This window comes from Pseudomonas sp. Root569 (assembly GCF_001427465.1).
GTDB lineage: Bacteria > Pseudomonadota > Gammaproteobacteria > Pseudomonadales > Pseudomonadaceae > Aquipseudomonas > Aquipseudomonas synxantha.
The window spans coordinates 1-22,589 of the sequence record NZ_LMGQ01000028.1 but is presented as its reverse complement, the minus strand read 5'-3'; the positions used below and the strand labels follow the sequence as shown (position 1 = coordinate 22,589).

Here is a 22,589-nt window from a genome sequence, read left to right as displayed (position 1 = left end):
TCTACGATCCAAATGTGGGGCTTGCCCGCGAAGACGTGAGACCAGCAAACATTGATGTTGGCTGACCCACAGCTATTGGGAGCAAGCCCCCTCCCACATTTGGATCGCGGCGCATTTATTGGATACTGACACCTGTTCGCCTGCAAAAATGGGCCTTGTGAAATGGAAGTCATCTCATGTTCGAACGCAACAAACTGGTGCCGGAGTTAATGGTCACCAACCTGCAGGGCAGCTTGGCTTTTTGGGTTTCTTGCCTGGGGTTCAAAGTAGCTTATCAACGCCCGGAAGATGGGTTTGCATACCTTGATTTGAATGGCGCTCAAGTAATGCTTGAGCAGATTGATCCGCACGCGGGTCAATGGCTGACGGCGCCGTTGACCAGGCCGTTTGGAAGAGGCATGAACCTACAGATTGATGTTGAAGCTGTCGCCCCCATCATCCAAAAACTTGATCAGGCTGGTGTTTCACTCTATCGAGAATGCAAAGACACCTGGTATCGGGCAGAAAATGTAGAAGTAGGCCAGAGAGAATTCATCGTCCAGGATGCCGACGGTTATCTCGTAAGGTTGGTAGAGCGGTTGGGCGAGCGTCCGCTCTCGGTCGAAAATGGTCGTCAGTGAGCGGCAGCTATCGGCCAAAAGCGGACGACCAACTCGGTTCTGGTTTCGCCCAGCTTGCCTCCTCCGCAAGTGCAAGCTGGCTCACTTCTCTGCCTCTTGGATGCGCCTGGTATGTCAAGTCGGCTAAAGGCCACGCCCCCGATGCGCATTGATTCGGCTCACGTTTAGGTTTGAACTATCCGCAATGTCCGGATAGCCACCTATTGCTGGAATTCTGAATACGCTAAGCTAAAAGGCATCCAATGCTCTACACAGCCCTGCCTTCTCAACAGGCTCGTTTTCAGGTTTTCCAGCTGGGTTTAAGCGCTGCAACGCGACCAGGCACTGGCCACCGTCCAGCAGGATCAGTTCGTAATCTTGCCCGGCCTTGGGGGTGAAGTGAAAGCTCTGCCTGCAGCTATAGGAATTGCCGCCAGAAACATAGCCCTCACTCTGGAAGTTCATGGCAAAAGGCTTGTTCGCCGGCACCTTCAGTTCGCTACGCGCCGAGCCTTGCGCCTCCACCCGGCGGTTGCTCTCGGGCATGCCCAGGCTGCGGCCATTATTCTGAGCCGCAAAGCCGGATTCGGACACGGCCATCACCCCGGCGCCAGGCACACGCCAGTCGATGCAGTCACGGCCCGGCACACCGCGCGCCACGCCATTGGTGATCACGCGCAAGCGTGCGGTATCCCCTGCTGTGGGTTCAACATAGGGCGTGTTGTAAGCACGGATATTGGAAATATTGCCGCAGCCACTCACGGCCACGGCCAGGCCGGCTATCAGAAACGCTCTCATGGAAGTCCTTTTTTGAGGCTTAACGGCAGTGATAAGGGCTTTCGCTGCTCAGTTCCTCGCCGGTCCGGGCATCGCGAATGATGACCGTCGCCCCCGGCGCATTGAGGCAGAACGCATTGCGTATGGGGTAAATGTTATGGCCCTCGGCGGTGAACGTGCCGAGCTTGGTTAACGGGGCGCCGGAGGCGTCCTGAGCCGTCACGGTGTACTCACCCGACATGGTCAGACAGCCGCTCAGTAACAGCAGCAAGGTGGCGCAGACTGCATATTTCACAGGTGATGTCCCTATCGTGTTGAGTGACGAACCCTCAAAAAGAGGGCGGTTTTTTTGTGGTTTCATTGCGCCGACTCACAGGCCTTCAACGGTTCTTGGGTGCGCAACGCACAGACGTCAAAACCATCACGCCGGGTGTAGCCCGAGCGCTTCATACACACAAAGCGCTGCGCCCGCTCCTGGAAGCTGGCATTGGGATCGATGCCGGAGCCATTCTTCTCACCGCAAGCCAACATGGAGGTCAAGACATCCTTGCTGCTCGCGCCGGGTTTCTCCCATAAGTCCGCATCAGCCGCCGGGGGCTGAAAGGGCTCGCTGAAACAGGCGGTGACGAGGGTAGCAAGCAGCAGCGCCAATGCCATAGGTTTAAGCCACATGATCAATCTCCTTATTTTCTCGGGCTGACAGGCACCAGCACCGGCTTGCCTTGCGGCCAATATCTTGCGCAGGCTTGCGCACCACTGCCATAACAGCTGTGCATGGTCGTATCACCGGTGAAGACATTGCCCAACTCCTTGAGCAAGCTGCTGCCCTCAGGTATTACGCCGCCAGTACCCGGGTTATTGCCCATGAAGAACCACCTGCCCACCGGGTCGTTGTTATGAACTTCGTATTTAAGAACCATCTTCGCCTGTTCGACTGGGTCGGTGACGGCCGAACGGTTTTGCAAAAAGGCCAACTGTTCATCGGCGGTGTAAACATTGAACGCTCCACCGAAGTTATACACCGTAGTCTTGCTGAGTAACCCGGCAGCATCAGGCATGTTGTAAATGGATTGTCGGGAGTTACCACCGGTCATAGTGCCGCGACTGTGTTCAGTCAGGTGCAAGCCAGTGGCGCCATAGTCGAGCTGCAACTGGCGCGAGGCCGCGGTGTAGTTGGTCAAGCCGAAAAAGTCGTTATCCATCGCCTTCTGATACCCGGCAATCAACAGCTCCGACAGGGTATTGTCCGCCTTGGGAAACCACATGAAATACTGTGGCCCGGTCGCGCCAGGGTCGCGATGCTGAGCCGCGTATTTAGCCGCGGCTTTGTCGTCGTTGAAAATGCCATTGAGGGCTACGTTGACTACGTTGTTTTCATCCGCCTGCAGATGTTGCCTTTCTGCATCACCCACTACACGGAACAACGGCTTTTGGTCCGCGCCTTCCTTCACATTGCCCTGTTCATCCAGCTCCAGCGCCAACATCTGTGGCGGCGTTTTGAACATGGTGCGATACGCCTTATCGGTAAACTGCACCCCTTGGCGATAGGCCTCATTCTTGATCGACTGCTCCGCCTCGGCGGTACGCTGCAGTTTGTCCAGGTCCTGACGCTCGGCGCCAACATGGGAGTGGGCGGTGTCACGGTTAAGGCTGGCCACGGTTTGACTGGCATCACGGCCGGTCAATTGCTGCTGGCGATAGGCATCGGTAATGAGGATATTGCCGGCACTCACCGCGCTCAGCGTGTTGCCCTCGGAAGAGTCCGAAGCCTTCCCTGCATCCAGGTAGTTGCTGAACAAGGCCTTGCTGGCGCCGTACATGCCCTGGCCGACAAAGTCGCTGCTGAGGGTGAGCCCACTGCTGTCGGCGCTGGCCTTGGCGCTGTTGTGCAGGTCAGCGGTGGTCAATGAGCCGGTACTCAAGCTGTTCTTGCCATCGGCAATCGCCTTGTCGTTGCTGGCGATCACGCCGCCCACCAAGTGGGTGTTGCCCTTGACCCGGATATCAAAACCACCGTCCCCGGCCCGAATGCCGCTCTGCTCAGTGACACTTTCAAAGTTGGATTTCTGAATGCCTTTGTTCTGACTCAACGTGAAGCTCGATGAGCCGATGCAGAATGGCGGCACGCAAATACTCACGCCCACGCCCAGGCTAGTCTGTTTGGCCTTGTAGGTACTGGTGTCCTGCAGGCTTTCGACACTGAAATCACCGCCCACATCGGCCGTGACTTGCTTGCCACTCACCACTGCGCCCTTGAGTCGGGTATCGCCACCGGAATCGAGCGAGACCTTATTACCGGCGTCCACATGGGTATTGCTCCAGACCACATCATCGCCATCGGCCTTGCCGCGGTTTTGGGACGCCCCTGCGTTAAAACTGATGCCAGTGGTTTGGCCGCCGATGGCAATGCCAATCCCAAGGCTGGCGTTGCTGCCCTTTTCGGTCGTGCGCTGTTGCACCGTGTTTTGCGCGGCCAGCAAGGCAATAGCGCCGTCGGCCTTGAGGTTAACATCATGGCCGGCGGTGATCTGGCTGCCTTGTAAGGTCAGGTTACTGTTCTTGCCGGCGCCGGCCGCGGTAATGTTGACATCACCACCGGCCAACACCGACGAGCTGGCGGTCGAATTGGAGGTCTGCTCGGTTTTACTTTCCTTCTTGCTGGTGCCGGCCGAAATGCTGATATTAATGCCGCCGGCCATGGACCGGTCCTTGTCATACTGGATATAGCCGTTGCCCGCCCCCATCAGGGTGTTGACCAGCGCCAGTGTTTTGAGCCGGCCATCATCGGTGCGGTCGGACGCGGTTTTCATGCGCTGGGCGGTCTGCACGGCTTCGATCACCGGGTTGGTTACGGTAATCGTGAGGCCGCCTTGCTTGAACTTGGTCTCCTGGGTGATGTGTTGCTGGTCACGGGCCTCAAGGATATCGACCAACCGCGCGGCAATGTTCACATCGCCCTTGGGCGCCGTCACTTGGCTGCCGACCTGGCGGTAGGCATTGCCGGCCAGGATACTCACGTTGCCATCGGTGGCGCCGATGGTGCTGGCCGCCGCCGTTTCACTGGCGGTACGGTTTTTGTCGCTGCGCTGCTGGCTGCCGATGGTCACCGCGATGGCGCCACCGCTGAACAGCCCGCTTTGCTTGACCTCCTTGAAGTGCTGTTCGCTGAGCTGGTCGGTGGCGGCCACCACATTCACATCGTGCCCGGCTACCAGGGTGGTGCCACTGGTGGAGACCACGTTACTGCCGCGCACATTCAAGTCATTGTCGGCCTTGACCCACGCGGTCTCGCCACTGAGGGTGGTGGCCTGGGCGCGGGTTTCACTCACGGTGTCGCGGGTTGTAGTGGTCTTGCTGGAGAACAAGCTGTTACTGCCGGTGACCTTATGGGCCTCGTCGACAAAGTTGTAGCTCTGGCTGGTGCTTAAATTGACGTCGCGGCCTGTCGAAACGGTGACCCCGCCCTGCTCGCTGACGACCTTGGCGCCTCGGGCATTGAGGTCATTGTCCGCGATCAGGCGTACCTCGCCCTCACCCTTGATAACACTGCCGACATCGGTGCGGCTCGCGTCCTTGCGCCAGTTGCTGGCGTTCCATTGCACGCTTTGTTCACGGCTCTGGGTCACCGTGCCCAGGTTGATATCGTGGCCAGCAACCACCGTGGTCTTGCCGTCCTTGCCGGAACTGACGATCTGCGCCGCACTCAGGTTGATATCGCGCGCCGCGTTCACCACCAGTTCACCCTTGGCATCGGAGACAAACAACCCGGCAACCCGCGAAATACCCGTGGCGGTGCCCTGGGCACTTTCGGTGTTGCGCGTGGTGGACACCATGTTGATATCGCGACCGGCAACCGTATTCAAGCGCGTGGAGGCATCGATCAACCCGCCGAGGTTGTTCAAGTCGGTGCGGGCTTTTACCTCCACCTCGCCACCGGTCAGGCGCCCGCCCAGGTTCTGCAGGTTGTCGGCGGAAATCGCCAGCACGCTGCGCCCGGCGATCGTGCCGCGGTTAACCAGGTCGCCTTGTAGCTTGAGGTCGACTACGTTGCCCGCCATTAGTGCACCGGAGCCATCCAGGTCGCCGTCGCGCACCCGCACATACACCTGCGGCACCAACGCCTGCGTCACGCTGCCGTCGGCAAGGGTCACGTCCTTCTTCACCAGCCAGACGATGTCGCTGGTCAACTGGGCCATTTGCTCAGGGCTGAGCGCCACACCCGGCACCAGCTTCCACTTGCCGGCGTAGGTCAGCGCACTGTCGAGCAACGCGCGGTACTGGGTCTCATCATTGGCGTAGCCGTCGAGGAAGCGTCTGCCGGTGAGTTGGGCAATCTGTTCGCGGATCAGTTTTTGCTCATAGAAACCATCGCCCAGCCGCGTAAGGGTCAGGCCCGGATCCAGTTGCAGCCGATCCAGCATGTAGTTGGAAGACAGCCAGGAACGATAACTGGTGAAACGCGGGTCGCTCTCCACCAGATAGTTCGGGTTGGCCTGGGGATTGAGGTGGAACAGGCTGTTGTCCGGCACCTGCACATTAAGCCCGCCGGTACGGATTGACTCACCTACGCCTCCCGCCGCCGTCGCTTGCAGCGCCGCCACTTCCAGCACCGGGCCAGGCGCTCGGCCATTGCCCACATTGACCTTGGCCGCACTGGCACCGCCGGCAGCCTGATCGACGCTACTGGTCAGGCGAGTGCCGAGTTGCAGGCCACTGCCGGTATGGGCGGTGTTTTGCAGGTACTGGGTTGGCCGCAGGAAAATATCCGTGACGCTGGCGGCCGGGTTGTAGGCGGCTGTCGAACGGCCCTGACGGTCACGGCCCTTGCGATGGATGCGATACAAATGGCTGAACGTGCCACTGTCCGTCACCGTCTGCTGCCCGGTGACTTCGGTATTGTTGAGCTGTCCGATAGTGCCCACCAACGTGCCGCCGGCGATGATCCGGCTCTTGTCGTTCAACACCGAATTGGCGGTCAGCAGCATTGAGCCGCCGGAAAGGATTTCACCCGGGTCCGAGGTGAGGATCTGGGTCTGGGTAGTGGTACGAGTGTAGTCGTAGCGGTTGTAGTTATCGGCCACGCCCTCGGGGCTGACCAAGTGGCTGACTTCGTCGTTGTAGAGTGAGATCTGATCCGGGCGATAGCGATTGGCAGAGCCGGTGTGCTGGAACTCCTGGACGCCTTCGCGGCTGACCTCAACCACTTGGGTGCTGAAGTGTTCGTTGGTATTGCGCAACTCGGCACTGTTAAGGCTCAGCCCGCCGAGTGCTTCGATACTTGCGCTGGCGTTATGCACCAGCCCGGCCTGGCCGGTGGCCTGCCCCTGGGCATCCAGCGCGCCGCCGATCAACAAGTCACCGGCACTGAAAAGCATGGCGTGCTCACGGTTGACCAGCGTCCCGACGCCAATGTCCAGGCGTTCGCGCGCGGCGATCACGGCCGCTCGGGCATCTTCCACATCATTGGTCAGTTGCCCCGCCGCAATGGATACGTGATCACCATAAATACGGCCGCTGCCAAGGTTGTTGAGCACCTGGGTATTGATTCGGGTGATCTGGGCATCGATCAAGCCACGGTTATTCAGGGTATCCCCCACATCAAGGTTCAATTGCGCGGCACTGATCTCACCGTTGGCGCGGTTTTCAACCCCACCGCTCAATACCCGCAATTGCTTGCCGGCCTGAACCCCACCCTGGTTGTCGAGCGTGCCTTGCAGGGTCACCTCTAGATTACCGTTGGCTTGCAGTTTGCCGGTATTGACCAACCCCGAAGCCAGGTTGAGGCTGATGTCGCCCAGGCTAAACACGCGGCCATCGCCACTGAGGCTGGCGCTGGTCAGGCCGAGCCGTTCTCCGGCGATCAATGTACCGGCACTGTTGAGCAGCGCTTGGTCTGCGTTGATCGACACTTGCTTGCTCGACGAGATCAGGCCCGCACTGTTGTCCAACTGCCCGGTACTGTTGACGCTCAGCAACTGGTCGGCACGAATGGCACCCGAGCGGTTAAGCAACTGCGCCAGGTTCAGGGCTAACGACTGCCCCTCTACGCCCTGGTTGCTCCCCTGGGTCTGCTGGTTATCCAACTGTCCTGCATCGACCGTCAAGGTGCCCCCGGCACGCAGCAGGCCGCCGACGTTATCGAGGTGACCGCTGCCGATGTCCAGCCGCGCGTTCCCCAGACTCTGCAGCTGGCCGCCGCGATTGCTCAGGCCGCCAGCGGTTAGCAGCAGGCTCTTTTCACTGCTGAGTACACCGGCGTCGAGGTTATCGACCTGCGCGGCATGGATCGCCACGTCGCCTTTACTGCCGATAAAGCCGGCGTTGTTGTTCAGGTTGCCGGAGCGCAGCGTGATACCGGCCTGCCCGAGGATGCCATTGGCGCTGCCCGAGTCAGTATTGGTCAACGTTTGCCCATGGGTGTCGAGTGTGATCGCACCGCTACCCTGGATAAGCCCGGCCTGGTTCTTGAGCTCACCACTGCGCAGGTCCACGGTGCCGCTGCCGATAATGGCGCCGCGCTGGTTTGACAGGCCTTGCCCGGCACTGTCGAGCAACAAGGCCGCGCCACTGATCAACCCATCGTCGTTATTCAGGCCCAGGCTGGTAATTGTCACGCCTTGCCGGGCCTGCACCACACCGCCGATGTTATCGAACGCGCCCTGGCTCACCGTCAGCACCAGCGGCCCGCCGACCGAACCCACGGTGCCCTGCCGGTTACGCAATGCGTCGGCGCTGACACTGAGTGCGCCGATGGCCGCCAGCGTGCCGTGGTCATTGTTCACCTGCCCGCCGGACAGCGTGAGGCTGTCGCCCGCAGTGATCTTGCCTTGCGCGTTGAGCAACTGCCCGGTACTCAACTGTGCGCCCTTGGCTGCGGCCAGCGTGCCTGCACTGTTGTCCAACAGCGTATGCGCGGTGATCTTGAGGTTGCCGGCCACCGCCGCCTGAACCGCGCCGCCTTGATTGAGCAAGCGATCAGCCGTCAGGCTGATATCACTGTCACTGGCCACTGTGGCGCCCGTGTTGTCCAGCAGGCCCGTGGTGTTGATGCGCAACGTGCCCGCGCCGGTCTGCAGGATGTTCCCCTGCCGATTGGACAGTTGGTTGGCGTCGATTTGAATCTGCCGGGCTACGGTGGTGGCGCCGTCCAGTACCGCGTCGGCAACGGTGACTTGCAGTAGACCATTGCTCTGCAGGCTGCCTTGGGCACCTGTCAGCGCCTGGCCCTGAAGGGTCAGGCTGCCCGTGCCGGCGTGCTCGATCCTGCCCTTGGCATTGGACAGGCGCGCCGCCGAAAGGCGTACGTCGGTCGCATTGCTCGCGATGCGTCCTTCGGTGTTATCCAGGCTGTCGGACACAGCAATCACCGTGGCGCCCTTGCCGACCTGGACGATTTCACCTTGGCGGTTGGACAGGCTGCCGGCGGCCAATTGCACACCTTCGGTGTTGATTTTGGCACTGTCGGTGGTCAGGGTTTGTCGCACCGCTGTGCTCAACGTCCCTGTCGCGTCCAACGCTGCACCGCTTAAGTCAGCGCCGCCCGTGCGGGCAGTGAGCATGACATTGTGCGCAGCGATCTTACTCGCATTGAGGTCAAGGTTCTCGGCGCTCAACTGCAGATCCCCGGCAGCAATCGCCGAGCCTTGGTGCTTGAGCGTCTGGCTGGCGCTGACGCGTAGTGCACCATTGCCACTGACCGCGCCGTCAGCTGCCACACCTGCGCCCAATATCGACTTGCTGGCGTTGTCGATGGTTTGGGCGGTCAGGGTCAAGTCCTGCTGCGCAGCCACCACCCCTTGGTTGTTGATATCGCCACGACTGGACAGCGTCGCGGCGCCCTTGCTGTACAGCGAACCGCTGTTATCGATGCCCAGCTGGCTGTCCACCTGCAGGTTCTGACTGCTGCTGATTTGCCCGCTGTTGCCCAGGCGCCCGTCGGCGCTGATGACCACATCGCCGGCACTCGAACCTATTTGCCCGGCATTGCGCACGCCCAGGCCGGCTTCGGTACCCACCAACTTGATTTTGCCGGCATACATGCCACCCAGCTGCGCCACGTCAATGGCGACCTGGGGCTTATCGCCGGAACCGTTGATGACCGTCGCCTGGGTATTGTCGGCATTGACCTGGTTGGCGCCACTGGTCACCCGCAGGTCCTTGGCCCAAATACCGGCATTGACCTCGACCGAGCGTGCGATGACATCGGTAAAGTCGGTCTGCGATGCGTCCAGGCCCTTGCCGGAGATAACCACCTTGCCGCTTTCAACGCGGTAGCCTTGCAATTGGCCGTCCTGCATCTGCGCACTGCCGCTGGTCAAGGTGGCACGGTTAGCGTTGATAAAACCACAGCCGTCACAGGCGATGCCCGACGGGTTGGCGATCACCACCTGGGCTCGGTCACCGGCGACTTCGATGTAACCACGCAATTGGCTGGGGTTGCTGCTGTTGACCTCATTAAGGATCACTCGCGCCGTACCGCCGGCCAAATGCGCATTGCCCTCAATCCAGCCACCCAGCTGAGTTTGGGTATTGGTGCGCGCATTGTTAAGGATCGCGCCTTGGGCATTAACGTCGAACTGGCTGTAGGTGTTACGTGACACCCCTGCCGCACTCGGGGCCTGAATGTTGACTTGGGGCACACCGTTTGCGGCGTTGATAATCACCGGTTGCTGGCCGGGCGCAGCGCCACGGTCAGCCACAATATCGCCCCAGGCCAGCGGCGAGGCCAATGTGATCAAGCCCAACGCCGCCATCAATGAGAACCGCAGGGGACGCAGTGTCAGCACAGTATTCAAGACGACAGGGGCGACACCGATCCCGGTGCCTGAGGCTTTTTTGCTGCCCAGCACGTTTTCGGCCACTACCATCAGCAGGCCACGGGCTTTGTTAAAAACGATCCTGTAGAGGTGTTTGTTCATGACGATCCCTGTGTCTTGAAAGCTCTAAAATGCCGCAAGTACTACGATTGGCGGGCAACGGCCGCGATCGGCCACTTCAAGCGCGCCAGAGCAGCACCTTGAAACCGCTTGATCCGTAACCCGCGCTCGTTGCCCCGGTGATACAGAGCGCTGAACCGGCTGTCGGCAAACAAATGGCGCTGCACTAAGCGTGCAAGGCGGGCGCTGTGACCAAAAGGCGCCACCCAGTCCAGGAACCACAGTCGCTCGCCGCTGTTCCAGTCGTGCGCAGGCAGGCTGATGGCAGGATTTTGCACATAGCGCTGCTCGGCCTCGACGCTGAACCAACACCAGGCGGCGTAAAACACCGGGCGCCCCGATTCGTAGCCGATGATGAACTGGCGGTTGGCAATAGCTGGCAACAGCAGCGCGTTCAGGGTGTGCAGCGGCACATCGCGATGGCTCGCCGAGTGCATCCACAGCCATACGGCGGCACCCAGCGCCTGGGCCTCGTTCCATGGCTTTTCGCTGAACGCCGGCGCGATCAGCTCAAGGTTATCGAGTTGCATGGCAAACCCTCACATCGACCACGTCAGGCTGAAACCTGCCGTGGTACTGGCAGTCTCGAAGCCCTTGGGTTTGCTGATCGGTTGACCGACAAACACGTCGTAAGACACTTGCCGGTAGCCACCGCGCAATCCCACCACGTACCCAGCCAGATGATCACCAATGAGGTATTGGCTTGAAGGCCCGCCCACCTTGCCGTAGTCAACACCCAGGTAGGTTTCCTGCCCGGAGTCGCCCAGCGCCAGGCCGAGGTCGTTACGCACCAGCCAACCACGGTCGGCCGACAAAATGTTTTCACCGTCAAACCCGCGCACGCTGTAGCGCCCGCCGATCGAGAAACGATCCTGCGGCACCAACGCCGTGCGGTTCCACTGCGCACGCCAGGCCGCGGTGTAACGCAAGCGCTGCGTGGCAAGGCCAAACGGTACGGAAAATTGCGCGTCGGCGTTGATGATCTGCGAACGCGAGGTCCCTTCGTCAAACGCCTCCTCAGGCGCAGCGATTGCGTTGCGCGCACCTGTGCCCCGGCGATAGCTGGTGCCCAGATCGAGCGTGGCGGTACCGATGAACTCCCGATGACTCAGCCCCAGCGCCCAGCCTGCCATGCGTCGGCGCTGAATTTCGATCTCGGTATCGTCGATATAGTTTTGCGAAGTGCGCGTCCAGCCACTGAGCTTGAGCGTGGTTTTGCGCACGGCATCGCGATACAGCAAGCGAGACGCGCTGATCTCATTGTTTTTGCTTTCTCCGGTGTACTTGTAAGTCTGGTTGGCCCCAGCGACCGTCTGGTGATAGTCATACTCGCTGGACGTGACGCCAAACAGCCAATAACCGTAGGGGACAGAGTAGTGCAAGGTATGGCCCTTGGAACCACGATTACCCGCGTCCCCCCCGCCCAAGTCGTGGTTGAAGCTGGCGTAGAACAAATCGTTCAGGCTCAGCAGGTTGTCCAACGACACCGAAGCCGAACCCAGGTATTTACCTGTGGCGTCGGTTCCCGAATCATCTACCGACACGCTCAAACGCACGGGAAGTGCCTGTTTCCACGCGATAACCAAGTCACTGTCGCCCGGCTTTGCGTCCATTCCCTGGGCCGCGGCGATTTGGATATCCGCCTCAGCCGTGGGCACGCGTTTGAAGTTTTCCAACGCTTGCTCAAGATCACGCAGGTTCAGCAGGTCACCTGTTTTGGCAGGCACCGCGTTCCAGGCATTGGCTCGGGTAGAGGTGCCTTCGGCGAAGCGGATGGAATGAATGCGCCCCGGAATCAGGGTCAGTTGCAGCACACCGCTGTTTAAATCCTGAGGCGGTGCAAGCACGCGTGTCGTGACAAACCCGCGCTCGATGATTGCATTCTGGATTCGCTTCATCGTCAGGTTGATGCCTTGGGCACCCAGACATTGACCGGTGGCCGGGTCATTTTTGGGATCGGCGCTGCGCAGTGCCCATTGAAAATCTTCAGCCAACTCGCCGTTCAAGACGACCTGACGAATCAGGAAACAGGGGGATTCACGCTTCTCGAGCAAAACCCCGGCGGAGGATGAGGGCGGCGCCTCAAGGCGCACATCCGGCGACGGCTCAAGTTGCTCGCGCAACGCTCGCTCGCGGTCCTGCTGCAATAGCAACTGTTGGGCAGGTGCGGGAGGGTCAGCGGCCTGCACGCCGAAACTGCTGATCAAACCGAACAACAATACGGCCACCGAATGAAGGGACGGTGGCAGTTTTCTAACAGGCAAGTACAACGTACCGAAACGGGCCAGGTACTCCTTAGGCCGGAAACATACTTTCATTTCGCATCCCTGTGAAATCTTCCTGCGGGTGCAGCATGCACCAGAACGGCACGTGATCTGCGAGAATTGCCTCTGACAGGCAACTCCCCTATGAACAACTGTTGCTCATTAAAGTTCAAGGACGCGTGAGAAATTTCCTACACTTAATTTCCCCCCGGCTTCTTAGACCCCTCTAAGAGAGTACTCTTGGCCGGTGAGCGACCGTCGCTCTGATTAGCCATCCTTGTCTTTCCACACGTGGAGGACTTGTTATGAACATCATCGCTACCTGCGGCCGTCAGCCCTGGAACAAAGGAAAACTAGTAGGGCAGAAAGCCCCACTCCGACTGAGAGATATCTGGGCCATCCGAGTAAGGCTTCAAATTGCGGAAAGAAGCCGGGATCTGGCTCTCTTCGATCTGGCCATCGACAGTAAGCTTCGAGCCTGCGACTTAACCAAGCTCCGCGTGCGCGATGTCGCCCATGGCGAACACGTATCATCACGAGCCATGGTGATGCAGCAGAAAACGCAGCGACCAGTGCAGTTTGAGATCACTGAGCAAACACGGTCAGCTCTCGTGGCATGGATACATCAGGCACAACTACGCAGCGAGGACTGCCTTTTTCCTAGTCGGCTACATACCTCAGACCATCTATCCACTCGTCAATACGCTCGTATTGTCAAAGGCTGGGTGAAAGCCGTAGGCCTTGATCCAGCCATGTATGGCACTCACACAATGAGACGTACGAAGGCATCACTAATCTATCGCAGAACGAAGAACCTACGGGCGGTTCAGTTGCTGCTCGGCCATACGAAGCTGGAGAGCACTGTTCGATATCTGGGGATTGAGGTCGATGGCGCCCTGGAGATGGCGGAACAGACTGAGGTTTGATCATGCATAGCGACGGTCGGAGTCAGACCGTCGCTAACCGGCCAGAAGCGGACATCCCAGTCCACATACCGCCAGCGTCACACTTCATGCATTGGAGAGTCACCACTGACTGGGTGAAACCTTCTCCCACTGCCAAAAAGCACGGCAATAAGAGCTTACGCTTACTTATAAACTCATTGAGGCTTAGTAATGTCGACCAACCTACCCGACTTCACCACACGTTTGCTGATCGACGCAGGAATCGCAAAAGGGATGCGAATTCTGGACGTTGGCTGCGGCTCGGGGGATGTTTCATTTCTGTTGTGTGATTTGGTAGAGAATGACGCAGAGATCATCGGAATCGATCGTGACGCCGCAGCCATCGCCAGTGCACGCCAGCGCAATGCATCACGAAACCACCCTTCACTGAAATTTCTGCAGTGTGATGTTTCAGAACTGCAGGACTCTCTCGGCACTTTTGACGCAATCGTTGGGCGGCGTGTCCTGAGGTATCAGAAGGATGCGGTGGCAACGATTCGTGCGCTGTCGAAGTACTTGCGCCCCACTGGCATCGTGGTCTTTCAAGAGCACGATACGACCATGGTACCCACAAGCCTGGATCCCTTCCCTTTGCATAAAAGGGCGCAATCCTGGATACAAGAAATGATTGCTCGCGAAGGCGCCGATCTACACATCGGTTTTAATCTGCACAGCATTTTTACACAGGCAGGCTTGACTGTTGAAAGCGTGCGGGCTGAATGCCTGATACAAACACCTGATACACCCTACAGCCTTGGCGCCATCGTTCGAGCGTGCTTACCGCGAATCACTGCATTAGGAGTGGCCAGTGTAGAAGACGTCGATATTGAAACGCTGCAAGAGCGCTTGGACCAGGAGCGTTCAGCCTCTTCAGGCATCTACATCGGCGATGTGATGTTCGGGAGTTGGGCACGCAAAGTTTGACACCCAATACATTACCATCGGCTCGTTACTCGGCAGTCCCACGGCCCTAAATGGTCAGGCACCCCCGAGCAACGACACCGATGATCGTCCCGGCATCACCCCTTGGTCAGATCAACCAACGGCGCCTGCCGCACCTCAGTCTTCCGCCCGGCCTGAATCTCGCTCACCTGCTTCAAGGCCTTATCTACCGCCGCCTTATCCGCCAACAAGCTATAGCTGATGCGGAACTGCTTGTGTTCCTTCGGCCCAATAGTCGGTACCAGGTTCAGTGGTCGCTGATACCGGCGGTTATAGGAAAAGCTCGTGCCCGGTTCCAGCCCTGTGACATAGCCCTGGCCTTGGGTATCCGTGTTTTTCCACAAGGAAAACACCGGCAGTGTCTGTGTATTGAAGCCCACCGAAACGCCCAGGCTGCCGGCCTTGTTATGCAACACGGTCAACGTATCGCCCTTGGCGTCGGCATACGGCACCACGTTGTAAACCGTTTCATCGTAGTCCTTGGTGGGTGCGCGGTACGTTTGCCAGTCGGCCAGTTCGCCCTTGGCCTTGTCGTTGAACGGCGACACCTGTTTCACCGGCGCGGCGAAACGAGCGCCCTGCTCCAGGAACGGCGTGCTGAAGTTACTGTGATACAGCGCCTGGTATTCCTTCGGATAGTCGCCGTTGTTGGTCAGGGTGTCGTTGAGGGCGAACACCACGCTGCCAGCCTCGGTGACCAGTTCGGTCGCGACGGAGAAGTCGACCTTCTTGAACGCCTGCTCTTTCAGCTCGCCACGCAGGGTGATGGCGTACGGTGGTTTTTCATCGATGTGCAGGGTGACTTTGTTCGCCGGAATGTTGGCGGCCCGACCGTGCAGGGTCAGCAGTTCGCCGTTGTCGATGCCGGGGTGGCCGACCCATTCGTATCCGCAGCGGGTCACCAACTCATTGAAACCTTCCAACCAGCCCAGGCCACCACGGCCATTGAGTTCGATGAAAGACGGATTGACCACCTCCTTGACCGGCGAATCCCAACCCATGCGCACATCGCCGACCGAAGCCTGCAAGACGTTCATCCCGCGAGTCGGCACCACCGATAGTTTCATCGTGCCGTTATCGATATCGACGATGCTGACGCCCTCCTGCCGACCGCCGTGCAAGGTGCGCAGGGTGACGCTGAAGGGTTTGTCGGCTTGTATGCCGAGCTGCTGGCTGGTGACCTGCCAGTTCTGGGCGGCTTTGTCGGTGTCGAGCAGGACGTAATCCCAGGCCATGGCGTGGGAGGCGGCGGAAAGTGTGCTGAGGGCGATGAAGAGTTTGATTGGGGTCATGGCGGTAGCCTTTCTTGGAGTTGTAGTCGTTTTATAAACTCGATGAAACGTTTCAGCAAGCTTAAAAAGCTACACAATGCAGGTAACCACCAGCATAGAGCGGGGAGAGATTGAAGATTGAGTCGGTGCCATCGCGAGTAGATTGGACCGAAAAACGGGTTGAGCGGCATGGGCTTCAACATATTCGGCCGGAGTGGTTTGAACCATTTGCTAGCTAGAGGTAATCGCAAATAGTTTTTTGCACAAATAGGCATCCTCCCTTGGAATGAAATCTTCAGGTTTTTCATTGCAGGAAAACGCTTCGAAAAGGTGGTTGATAATTTTCTTCGCCTGGTCCGCAGAAAGGATACGTGTGTCTATCAGGTCAAGAAGAGCCTCGGCTATCTCGTTTAAACTAATGCAGTATTCTTCAGCAGCAATCCTAAGCACTGCTCGCACTTCCCTATATTTATCATCTGAATTTACGTTGCTTATCAGAAAGTTAAGTGGCTCTTCCAGAATTTCAAAAGGATAAATCTTTTGATACCTGTCGCAGTACTCTATAAGGGCCCGCTTAACTTTCACGCCATCAAATTCTTGAGAGCCAACCTCTAACAGAGCATTAATCTTCGTATTAGATATCCAGTTTTTCATCGCGGAGTCCATCTTAGTTAACGCTTATTCACGGGAGTGCCCGCCCACCTTGTGGCTGAAATCCACCCGGTAAAATACCCATCGTCTAAAAGATCCACAATCACACCTCATCAACCCCCATGCCGCTCCACCAAAAAATCCACAAACGCCCTCACCCGCGCCGGCATCGCCCCTCCCCCCACAAACACCGCATGAATCGGCTCCACATCCCCCGGGTTAAACTCCTCAAGCAATACCACCAACTCCCCCCGCCTCACCTCCTCCACCACACTGAACGCCCCAATCCGCGCAATCCCCGCCCCCAGCTTCGCCAATTGCGCCAACGCCTCCCCACTATTGCCCTCAATCGTCCCCGTCACTTTCAACGAAAACTCCCGCCCCTCCACCCGAAACGGCCAATCCGGCGTAGCCCGGCGGAAGTTGAAGCGCAGGCAGTTGTGGTTGAGTAAATCCTGCGGCACAACCGGGGTGCCGTGGCGCGCCAGGTAGTCAGGTGAGGCGACGATAACCTGGCCGGTGGAGCCGATGTGGCGGGCGGTCAGGGGGCTGTCGGCGAGTGGGCCGAAGCGGATGGCGACGTCGGCCTGGCCGCCGAGGATGTCCACGACTTCATCGCCGAGCATCAGGTCGACGACAATGGCGGGATAGCGGGCGCTGAACGCGGCGATCAACGGCACGATGGTCATACGGCCATGGGCCAGGGCGGCGCTGACTCGCAGGCGGCCGCGGGGGGCGCCTTGGTCGGTGATGGCGTCTTCGACTTCGGCCATGTCCGCAAGGATGCGCCGGGCGCCGCGCAGGTAGGCTTCGCCTTCGGCGGTGAAGGTGATGGCGCGGGTGGTGCGCAGCAGCAGTCGGGTGCCGATGCGCCGTTCGGTGCGGGTGATGATGCGGCTGATGGACGATGGCGTCAGCCCCAGGGCTCGCGCCGCGCCGGACAGGCTGCCGTGCTCGGCGACCATGGCGAACACTTCCATCTCTCCCGAACGTCCACCGATGTCCATTTGTGCCTCCTGCGCAAAGCTGTAGTTCCCAACCAAGGGCTACTGCTGCAAAAGGCTGGATTGTAGCATTTGACACACAGATGAGGAGTCAACCATGCGTATCAATCCACCCCTTGTAGCCTTGTCCATCGGTGCCTTTGGCATCGGGGTCACGGAGTTTGCACCCATGGGCATGTTGCCCGGTATTGCCGCCGATCTTGGCGTATCCATTCCCGCCGCGGGGCTGTTGGTGAGCGCCTATGCCATGGGCGTGCTGATCGGCGCGCCGATCATGACCCTCGCCACGGCCAGGGTGCCACGCCGTTACCTGTTGATCGGGCTGATGGCGATTTTCACCCTGGGTAATCTGCTCTCGGCGTTGGCCACCAACTACCAGACCTTGATGATTGCCAGGCTGGTGACATCGCTGAACCACGGGGCGTTCTTCGGCATTGGTTCGATTGTGGCGGCGAGTGTGGTAGCACCAGAGAAACGTGCGGGAGCGGTCGCGGCGATGTTCCTGGGGCTGACCTTGGCGACCATTGGCGGTGTGCCCCTGGCCACTTGGTTTGGCGAGAACTTTGGTTGGCGCACGGCGTTCTGGGGCATCAGTGGGTTAGGCGCAGTGGTGATGGCGGCGCTGTGGTGGGCCTTGCCCAATGCTCCCGCGCCGAAAGGCGGAAGCCTGATGGCGGAAATTCGCGTACTAGGCCGCGGGCCGGTGCTGGCTGCGTTGGCGCTGACCGTGGTGGGTTCCAGTGCAATGTTTACGGTGTTCACCTATATCGCACCGATTCTGCGTGACGTCACCCACGCCTCGACCAACTTCGTCACCGGCATGCTCGTGCTGTTCGGTGTCGGCCTGACCCTGGGCAACGTGTGGGGTGGCAAGTCTGCGGACCGTTCGGTGGACCGTACCTTGATCACCTCCCTGGTGGTGTTGATCGCCGTGCTGCTAGCCTTCTCGGTGCTGATGCAATGGCCGCTGCCTGCTGCCGTGTCGATCCTGCTGTGGGGCGCCGCGAGTTTTGCCTTGGTGCCGCCGTTGCAGATGCGTGTGATGGAAGCCGCCAAGGATGCGCCTAACCTGGCTTCCGCGATGAACATCGGTGCGTTTAATTTCGGTAATGCGATTGGCGCGGCGTTGGGTGGCGCGGTGATCAACGCCGGGCTGGGCTACCCGGCCATTTCCCTGGCAGGCGCGCTGATGGCCGGCCTGGGTTTGCTGATGGTGCTGGGTTTGAGCTGGCGTTCGCGGCATACCCGGTCACGCACTTGCGGGGACATCTGCTTGCCGGCGATAGTGGACGAGCGCGCTTAAACCAGGAGAACGGCCCATGACCCGCGACCAACTCGCCAGCTTCTACCAAGGCTATATCGATTGTCTGAACCGTCAGGATTGGCAGCACCTGGGCGATTTTGTCCACCCTGATGTGACCTACAACGGGAGCCCGGTTGGCCTGGAGGGCTACCGGGCGATGCTGGAGCGCGACTTCCGGGAAATCCCCGACCTGGTGTTCCGCGTTCAGCTGCTGGTTGCCGACCCGCCGACGGTCGCCAGTCGGCTGAACTTTAGGGTCAGTCCCAGGGGCGAGTTTTTCGGGCTGCCGATCAACGGCAGGACGGTCGTATTCGACGAGAACGTTTTTTACGAATGCGTCGACGGTAAATTCGCCCGCGTCTGGTCGGTGATCGATAAGGCAGCGGTCGCCCATCAGCTGAAAGGGAACGCCGGCTGACAGGGCGGCACCCTCGTCTAGACTTCATACTCCTATTAACCCGAGGAGTTTGCGATGAACAACAAAAATACCGTCTGCCTCTGGTACAACGGCGACGCTGTGGAGGCTGCCACTTTTTACGCCGAAACCTTCCCCGACAGCAAAGTGAACGCGGTGCACTACGCCCCTGGCGATTACCCCTCCGGTAAACAGGGCGATGCATTGACGGTGGAATTCACCGTCATGGGCATCCCGTGCATCGGCCTGAACGGCGGTTCGGCGTTCAAGCACAGCGAGGCGTTTTCCTTTCAGGTGTCCACGGACGACCAGGAGGAAACCGACCGGTTGTGGAATGCCATCGTTGGCAATGGCGGAAAGGAAAGTGCCTGCGGCTGGTGCAAGGACAAATGGGGTTTGTCATGGCAGATCTCGCCACGGGTGTTGGTCGATGCGGTGACCAGCAAGGACACCGCCGTCGCCAAGCGTGCGTTTGAGGCGATGATGAAGATGACCAAAATCAACATAGCGACTATCGACGCTGCCATTGCCGGTGACTGATGTGGGAGCGGCCTCGCTAAAGCTCGAGCGCTCCTACATTTGATCTGCGTCGGCACGCCAATTTGAGTCCCCACGCGCATCGCCCATGCGCCAAAAAAAGTCATGCATCGGACCGCCAGGTTGCGACCTGGGCGATACCGGCCTATGTTCGAAGTCATGCATTTTGCTGTCCCCCTACCCTACGCCCATCCCGTAACCAGGTGACGACATGCCCACACCTTCACGCCCTGCCGTACTTGAGCTGATCGGTAACACACCGCTGGTCAAGGTCAGCCGCTTCGACACTGGCCCTTGCACACTGTTTCTCAAGCTTGAATCACAAAACCCCGGCGGTTCCATCAAGGACCGCATCGGCCTGGCGATGATCGACGCCGCCGAACGTGACGGCCGCTTGCGCCCTGGTGGCACCATCATCGAAGCCACCGCCGGCAACACCGGCCTGGGCCTGGCGCTGGTGGGCCGGGCCAAGGGCTACCGGGTGGTGCTGGTGGTGCCCGACAAGATGTCCACGGAAAAAGTCCTGCACCTCAAGGCCATGGGCGCCGAGGTGCACATCACCCGTTCCGATGTGGGCAAGGGCCACCCCGAGTATTACCAGGATGTGGCTGCACGCCTGGCCAAGGATATTCCCGACTCGTTCTTTGCCGACCAGTTCAACAACCCGGCCAACCCGTTGGCTCACGAGACCAGCACCGCGCCGGAGATCTGGGCGCAGACCCAGCATGATGTGGATGCGATTGTGGTGGGCGTCGGCTCGGCCGGCACCCTCACCGGGCTGACCCGTTTCTTCAAGCGCGTACAGCCAGACCTGGCCATGGTACTGGCCGACCCGGTGGGTTCGGTAATGGCCGAATACAGCCGCAGCGGCCAGCTGGAAACGCCCGGCTCCTGGGCCGTGGAAGGCATCGGCGAGGATTTCATCCCCTCGATTGCCGACCTCTCCAGCGTGCGCCACGCCTACTCCATCAGCGATGAAGAAAGCTTCGACCACGCCCGCCAGTTGCTCAAGGCCGAAGGCGTTCTCGGGGGCTCATCCACCGGCACCCTGCTAGCCGCCGCCCTGCGTTACTGCCGTGAGCAAACCACGCCCAAGCGTGTGGTGACCTTCGTCTGCGACACCGGCACGCGGTACTTGTCGAAGGTCTACAACGATCAATGGATGAACGACGCCGGCCTGTTGCAGTACAAGCATTACGGCGACCTGCGCGACCTGATCGCCCGCCGCTTCGAAGACGGCCGCGTGATCAGCGTCAGCCCCGACGACACCTTGCTCACCGCCTTCCAGCGCATGCGCCTGGCGGATGTGTCGCAACTGCCGGTGCTGGTAGACGGCCAACAGCTGGTGGGCGTCATTGATGAGTCCGATATCCTGCTGGGCCTGCACCACGACGCCGCGGATTTTTCCATGACCGTCGCCAGCGCCATGACCGACACCTTGCACACCCTGGCCCCCAGCGCCAGCCTGGCCCAATTGCAGGCAGAACTGGATCGCGGCCTGGTCGCCATCATTGCTGACGCCTCAGGCTTCCATGGCCTGATTACCCGCGTCGACCTGCTTAATCACCTACGGAGATCCCTTGCATGAGTCAGCCCGATAAAAGCGCGTTTGCCACCCGTGTGATCCACGCCGGGCAGTCACCCGACCCGACCACGGGCGCGCTGATGCCGCCGATCTACGCCAACTCCACCTACCTGCAAGACAGCCCAGGCGTGCACAAGGGCTTCGACTATGGGCGCTCCCACAACCCCACGCGTTTTGCCCTGGAACGCTGCGTGGCCGACCTTGAAGGCGGCAGCCAGGCGTTTGCGTTTGCCTCGGGGCTGGCGGCGATTTCCACGGTGCTGGAGCTGCTGGATGCCGGCGCACATATTGTCTCGGGTAATGACTTGTATGGCGGCACGTTCCGGCTGTTCGACAAGGTACGCCAGCGCAGTGCCGGGCACCGTTTCAGCTATGTCGACCTGAGCGACTTGTCGGCCTTTGAAGCGTCGTTGCAGGACGACACGCGCATGGTCTGGGTCGAGACCCCGAGCAATCCGCTGCTGAGCCTCACCGACCTGCGCGCCGTCGCACGTATCTGCCGTGCCCGCGGGATTGTCTGCGTGGCCGACAACACCTTCGCCAGCCCGTGGATCCAGCGGCCGCTGGAACTGGGTTTCGATATTGTGGTGCACTCCACTACCAAGTACCTGAATGGGCATTCGGATGTGATCGGTGGTATCGCCGTTGTGGGCGACAACCCTGAGCTGTCAGAACGCTTGGGCTTTCTGCAGAACTCAGTGGGCGCTATTGCCGGGCCGTTCGACGCGTTTCTGACCTTGCGCGGGGTAAAGACCCTGGCGCTGCGCATGGAGCGCCATTGCAGCAATGCCCTGGACCTGGCCACCTGGCTGGAACAACAGCCTCAGGTATCGCGTGTTCACTACCCAGGCTTGAAATCCCACCCACAGCACGAGTTGGCAAAACAGCAGATGCGCGGGTTTGGCGGGATGATTTCGGTGGATTTGAACAGCGACCTGGCCGGTGCAACGCGCTTCCTGGAAAACGTCAAGATCTTCGCCCTGGCCGAGAGCCTGGGGGGCGTGGAAAGCCTGATCGAACACCCGGCGATCATGACCCATGCGAGCATCCCGGCGGCGACGCGGGCGCAGTTGGGAATCGGCGATGGGCTGGTACGGTTGTCGGTGGGGGTTGAGGGTGTAGAGGATCTGCGCAAGGATCTGGCCCAAGCCCTGGCRYACATCTAACRYCAAACATCGATCAAAATGTGGGAGGGGGCTTGCCCCCGATGGCGGTGCATCAGTCAGCTTATTTGCAACTGACCCACCGCTATCGGGAGCAAGCTGAACTGGCCTAATGATCCCGGACACCTCTTAAGGGCGATATGATTCGCCCATTCAGGAGGTTCCATGCAAGAACGAAAAACCTATACCCGCGAGTTC

The 22,589-nt window shown here is 59.6% G+C and carries 17 protein-coding genes; 8 read left to right on the top strand and 9 right to left on the bottom strand.

Annotation, left to right across the window (positions count from 1 at the left end):
- The first annotated feature begins 176 nt into the window (after positions 1-176).
- Positions 177-620, top strand: a complete 444-nt coding sequence (locus tag ASD70_RS24985) for a bleomycin resistance protein (RefSeq protein ID WP_046068321.1) — start codon at positions 177-179, stop codon at positions 618-620.
- 228 nt (positions 621-848) lie between these two features.
- On the opposite strand, the gene ASD70_RS24980 is transcribed toward ASD70_RS24985, so the two are convergent.
- From ASD70_RS24980 to ASD70_RS24955, 6 genes are all read right to left on the bottom strand, one after another.
- Positions 849-1,397 carry a hypothetical protein gene (locus tag ASD70_RS24980; RefSeq protein WP_046068322.1) on the bottom strand — a complete coding sequence of 183 codons (549 nt, stop codon included), beginning with the start codon at positions 1,395-1,397 and terminating at the stop codon, positions 849-851.
- A 19-nt stretch (positions 1,398-1,416) separates the two neighbouring features.
- Positions 1,417-1,671 carry a hypothetical protein gene (locus ASD70_RS24975; protein WP_046068323.1) on the bottom strand — a complete coding sequence of 85 codons (255 nt, stop codon included), beginning with the start codon at positions 1,669-1,671 and terminating at the stop codon, positions 1,417-1,419.
- 62 nt (positions 1,672-1,733) lie between these two features.
- The gene (locus ASD70_RS24970) at positions 1,734-2,048 is read right to left on the bottom strand and encodes a hypothetical protein (protein WP_046068324.1); all 315 of its coding nucleotides are present in this window, start codon (positions 2,046-2,048) and stop codon (positions 1,734-1,736) included.
- A gap of 11 nt (positions 2,049-2,059) precedes the next feature.
- A complete protein-coding gene (locus ASD70_RS24965) occupies positions 2,060-10,294 on the bottom strand; it encodes a two-partner secretion domain-containing protein (protein WP_056847684.1) in 8,235 nt (2,744 codons plus the stop codon).
- Between the two features lie 41 nt (positions 10,295-10,335).
- Positions 10,336-10,842, bottom strand: a complete 507-nt coding sequence (locus ASD70_RS24960) for a toxin-activating lysine-acyltransferase (RefSeq protein WP_046068326.1) — start codon at positions 10,840-10,842, stop codon at positions 10,336-10,338.
- Positions 10,843-10,851: 9 nt separating this feature from the next.
- Positions 10,852-12,630 (bottom strand): ShlB/FhaC/HecB family hemolysin secretion/activation protein, encoded by a 1,779-nt coding sequence (locus ASD70_RS24955; RefSeq protein ID WP_233518705.1) that lies wholly within the window; start codon positions 12,628-12,630, stop codon positions 10,852-10,854.
- A gap of 251 nt (positions 12,631-12,881) precedes the next feature.
- Between ASD70_RS24955 and ASD70_RS24950 the strand changes: the two genes are divergently transcribed.
- Together ASD70_RS24950 and ASD70_RS24945 are read left to right on the top strand one after the other, a co-directional pair.
- Positions 12,882-13,502, top strand: coding sequence for a tyrosine-type recombinase/integrase (locus ASD70_RS24950; protein WP_056847683.1), 621 nt, complete (start codon positions 12,882-12,884; stop codon positions 13,500-13,502).
- Positions 13,503-13,691: 189 nt separating this feature from the next.
- Positions 13,692-14,444 carry a class I SAM-dependent methyltransferase gene (locus tag ASD70_RS24945; RefSeq protein ID WP_056847682.1) on the top strand — a complete coding sequence of 251 codons (753 nt, stop codon included), beginning with the start codon at positions 13,692-13,694 and terminating at the stop codon, positions 14,442-14,444.
- A gap of 95 nt (positions 14,445-14,539) precedes the next feature.
- On the opposite strand, the gene ASD70_RS24940 is transcribed toward ASD70_RS24945, so the two are convergent.
- The 3 genes from ASD70_RS24940 to ASD70_RS24930 all read right to left on the bottom strand — a co-directional run bounded on the left by ASD70_RS24940 (position 14,540) and on the right by ASD70_RS24930 (position 17,391).
- Positions 14,540-15,754: an aldose 1-epimerase family protein gene (locus tag ASD70_RS24940; RefSeq protein WP_056847681.1), complete on the bottom strand. Its 1,215-nt coding sequence runs from the start codon at positions 15,752-15,754 to the stop codon at positions 14,540-14,542.
- A gap of 210 nt (positions 15,755-15,964) precedes the next feature.
- Positions 15,965-16,387, bottom strand: coding sequence for a hypothetical protein (locus ASD70_RS24935; protein WP_046068330.1), 423 nt, complete (start codon positions 16,385-16,387; stop codon positions 15,965-15,967).
- 110 nt (positions 16,388-16,497) lie between these two features.
- Positions 16,498-17,391 carry a LysR family transcriptional regulator gene (locus ASD70_RS24930; RefSeq protein ID WP_056847680.1) on the bottom strand — a complete coding sequence of 298 codons (894 nt, stop codon included), beginning with the start codon at positions 17,389-17,391 and terminating at the stop codon, positions 16,498-16,500.
- A 94-nt stretch (positions 17,392-17,485) separates the two neighbouring features.
- Here ASD70_RS24930 and ASD70_RS24925 point away from each other — a divergent pair, with 94 nt between their 5' ends.
- The 5 genes from ASD70_RS24925 (at position 17,486) to ASD70_RS24905 (ending at position 22,394) form a co-directional block, all read left to right on the top strand.
- Positions 17,486-18,691: an MFS transporter gene (locus ASD70_RS24925; protein WP_046068332.1), complete on the top strand. Its 1,206-nt coding sequence runs from the start codon at positions 17,486-17,488 to the stop codon at positions 18,689-18,691.
- 16 nt (positions 18,692-18,707) lie between these two features.
- Positions 18,708-19,109: an ester cyclase gene (locus tag ASD70_RS24920; protein WP_046068333.1), complete on the top strand. Its 402-nt coding sequence runs from the start codon at positions 18,708-18,710 to the stop codon at positions 19,107-19,109.
- 54 nt (positions 19,110-19,163) lie between these two features.
- The gene (locus tag ASD70_RS24915) at positions 19,164-19,646 is read left to right on the top strand and encodes a VOC family protein (protein WP_056847679.1); all 483 of its coding nucleotides are present in this window, start codon (positions 19,164-19,166) and stop codon (positions 19,644-19,646) included.
- 208 nt (positions 19,647-19,854) lie between these two features.
- Positions 19,855-21,231, top strand: coding sequence for a pyridoxal-phosphate dependent enzyme (locus ASD70_RS24910; RefSeq protein ID WP_056847678.1), 1,377 nt, complete (start codon positions 19,855-19,857; stop codon positions 21,229-21,231).
- Entirely contained in the window at positions 21,228-22,394 is a 1,167-nt protein-coding gene (locus ASD70_RS24905) for a cystathionine gamma-synthase (protein ID WP_056847677.1), read from the top strand. Before ASD70_RS24910 ends, ASD70_RS24905 begins: the two co-directional genes overlap by 4 nt.
- The last annotated feature ends 195 nt before the right edge of the window (positions 22,395-22,589 follow it).

Coding starts and splice junctions, on each gene's coding strand:
- ASD70_RS24985 (WP_046068321.1), top strand. CDS start 177: ATGTTCGAACGCAACAAACTGGTGCCGGAGTTAATGGTCACCAACCTG.
- ASD70_RS24980 (WP_046068322.1), bottom strand. CDS start 1,397: ATGAGAGCGTTTCTGATAGCCGGCCTGGCCGTGGCCGTGAGTGGCTGC.
- ASD70_RS24970 (WP_046068324.1), bottom strand. CDS start 2,048: ATGTGGCTTAAACCTATGGCATTGGCGCTGCTGCTTGCTACCCTCGTC.
- ASD70_RS24965 (WP_056847684.1), bottom strand. CDS start 10,294: ATGAACAAACACCTCTACAGGATCGTTTTTAACAAAGCCCGTGGCCTG.
- ASD70_RS24960 (WP_046068326.1), bottom strand. CDS start 10,842: ATGCAACTCGATAACCTTGAGCTGATCGCGCCGGCGTTCAGCGAAAAG.
- ASD70_RS24955 (WP_233518705.1), bottom strand. CDS start 12,630: ATGAAAGTATGTTTCCGGCCTAAGGAGTACCTGGCCCGTTTCGGTACG.
- ASD70_RS24950 (WP_056847683.1), top strand. CDS start 12,882: ATGAACATCATCGCTACCTGCGGCCGTCAGCCCTGGAACAAAGGAAAA.
- ASD70_RS24945 (WP_056847682.1), top strand. CDS start 13,692: ATGTCGACCAACCTACCCGACTTCACCACACGTTTGCTGATCGACGCA.
- ASD70_RS24940 (WP_056847681.1), bottom strand. CDS start 15,754: ATGACCCCAATCAAACTCTTCATCGCCCTCAGCACACTTTCCGCCGCC.
- ASD70_RS24935 (WP_046068330.1), bottom strand. CDS start 16,387: ATGAAAAACTGGATATCTAATACGAAGATTAATGCTCTGTTAGAGGTT.
- ASD70_RS24930 (WP_056847680.1), bottom strand. CDS start 17,391: ATGGACATCGGTGGACGTTCGGGAGAGATGGAAGTGTTCGCCATGGTC.
- ASD70_RS24925 (WP_046068332.1), top strand. CDS start 17,486: ATGCGTATCAATCCACCCCTTGTAGCCTTGTCCATCGGTGCCTTTGGC.
- ASD70_RS24920 (WP_046068333.1), top strand. CDS start 18,708: ATGACCCGCGACCAACTCGCCAGCTTCTACCAAGGCTATATCGATTGT.
- ASD70_RS24915 (WP_056847679.1), top strand. CDS start 19,164: ATGAACAACAAAAATACCGTCTGCCTCTGGTACAACGGCGACGCTGTG.
- ASD70_RS24910 (WP_056847678.1), top strand. CDS start 19,855: ATGCCCACACCTTCACGCCCTGCCGTACTTGAGCTGATCGGTAACACA.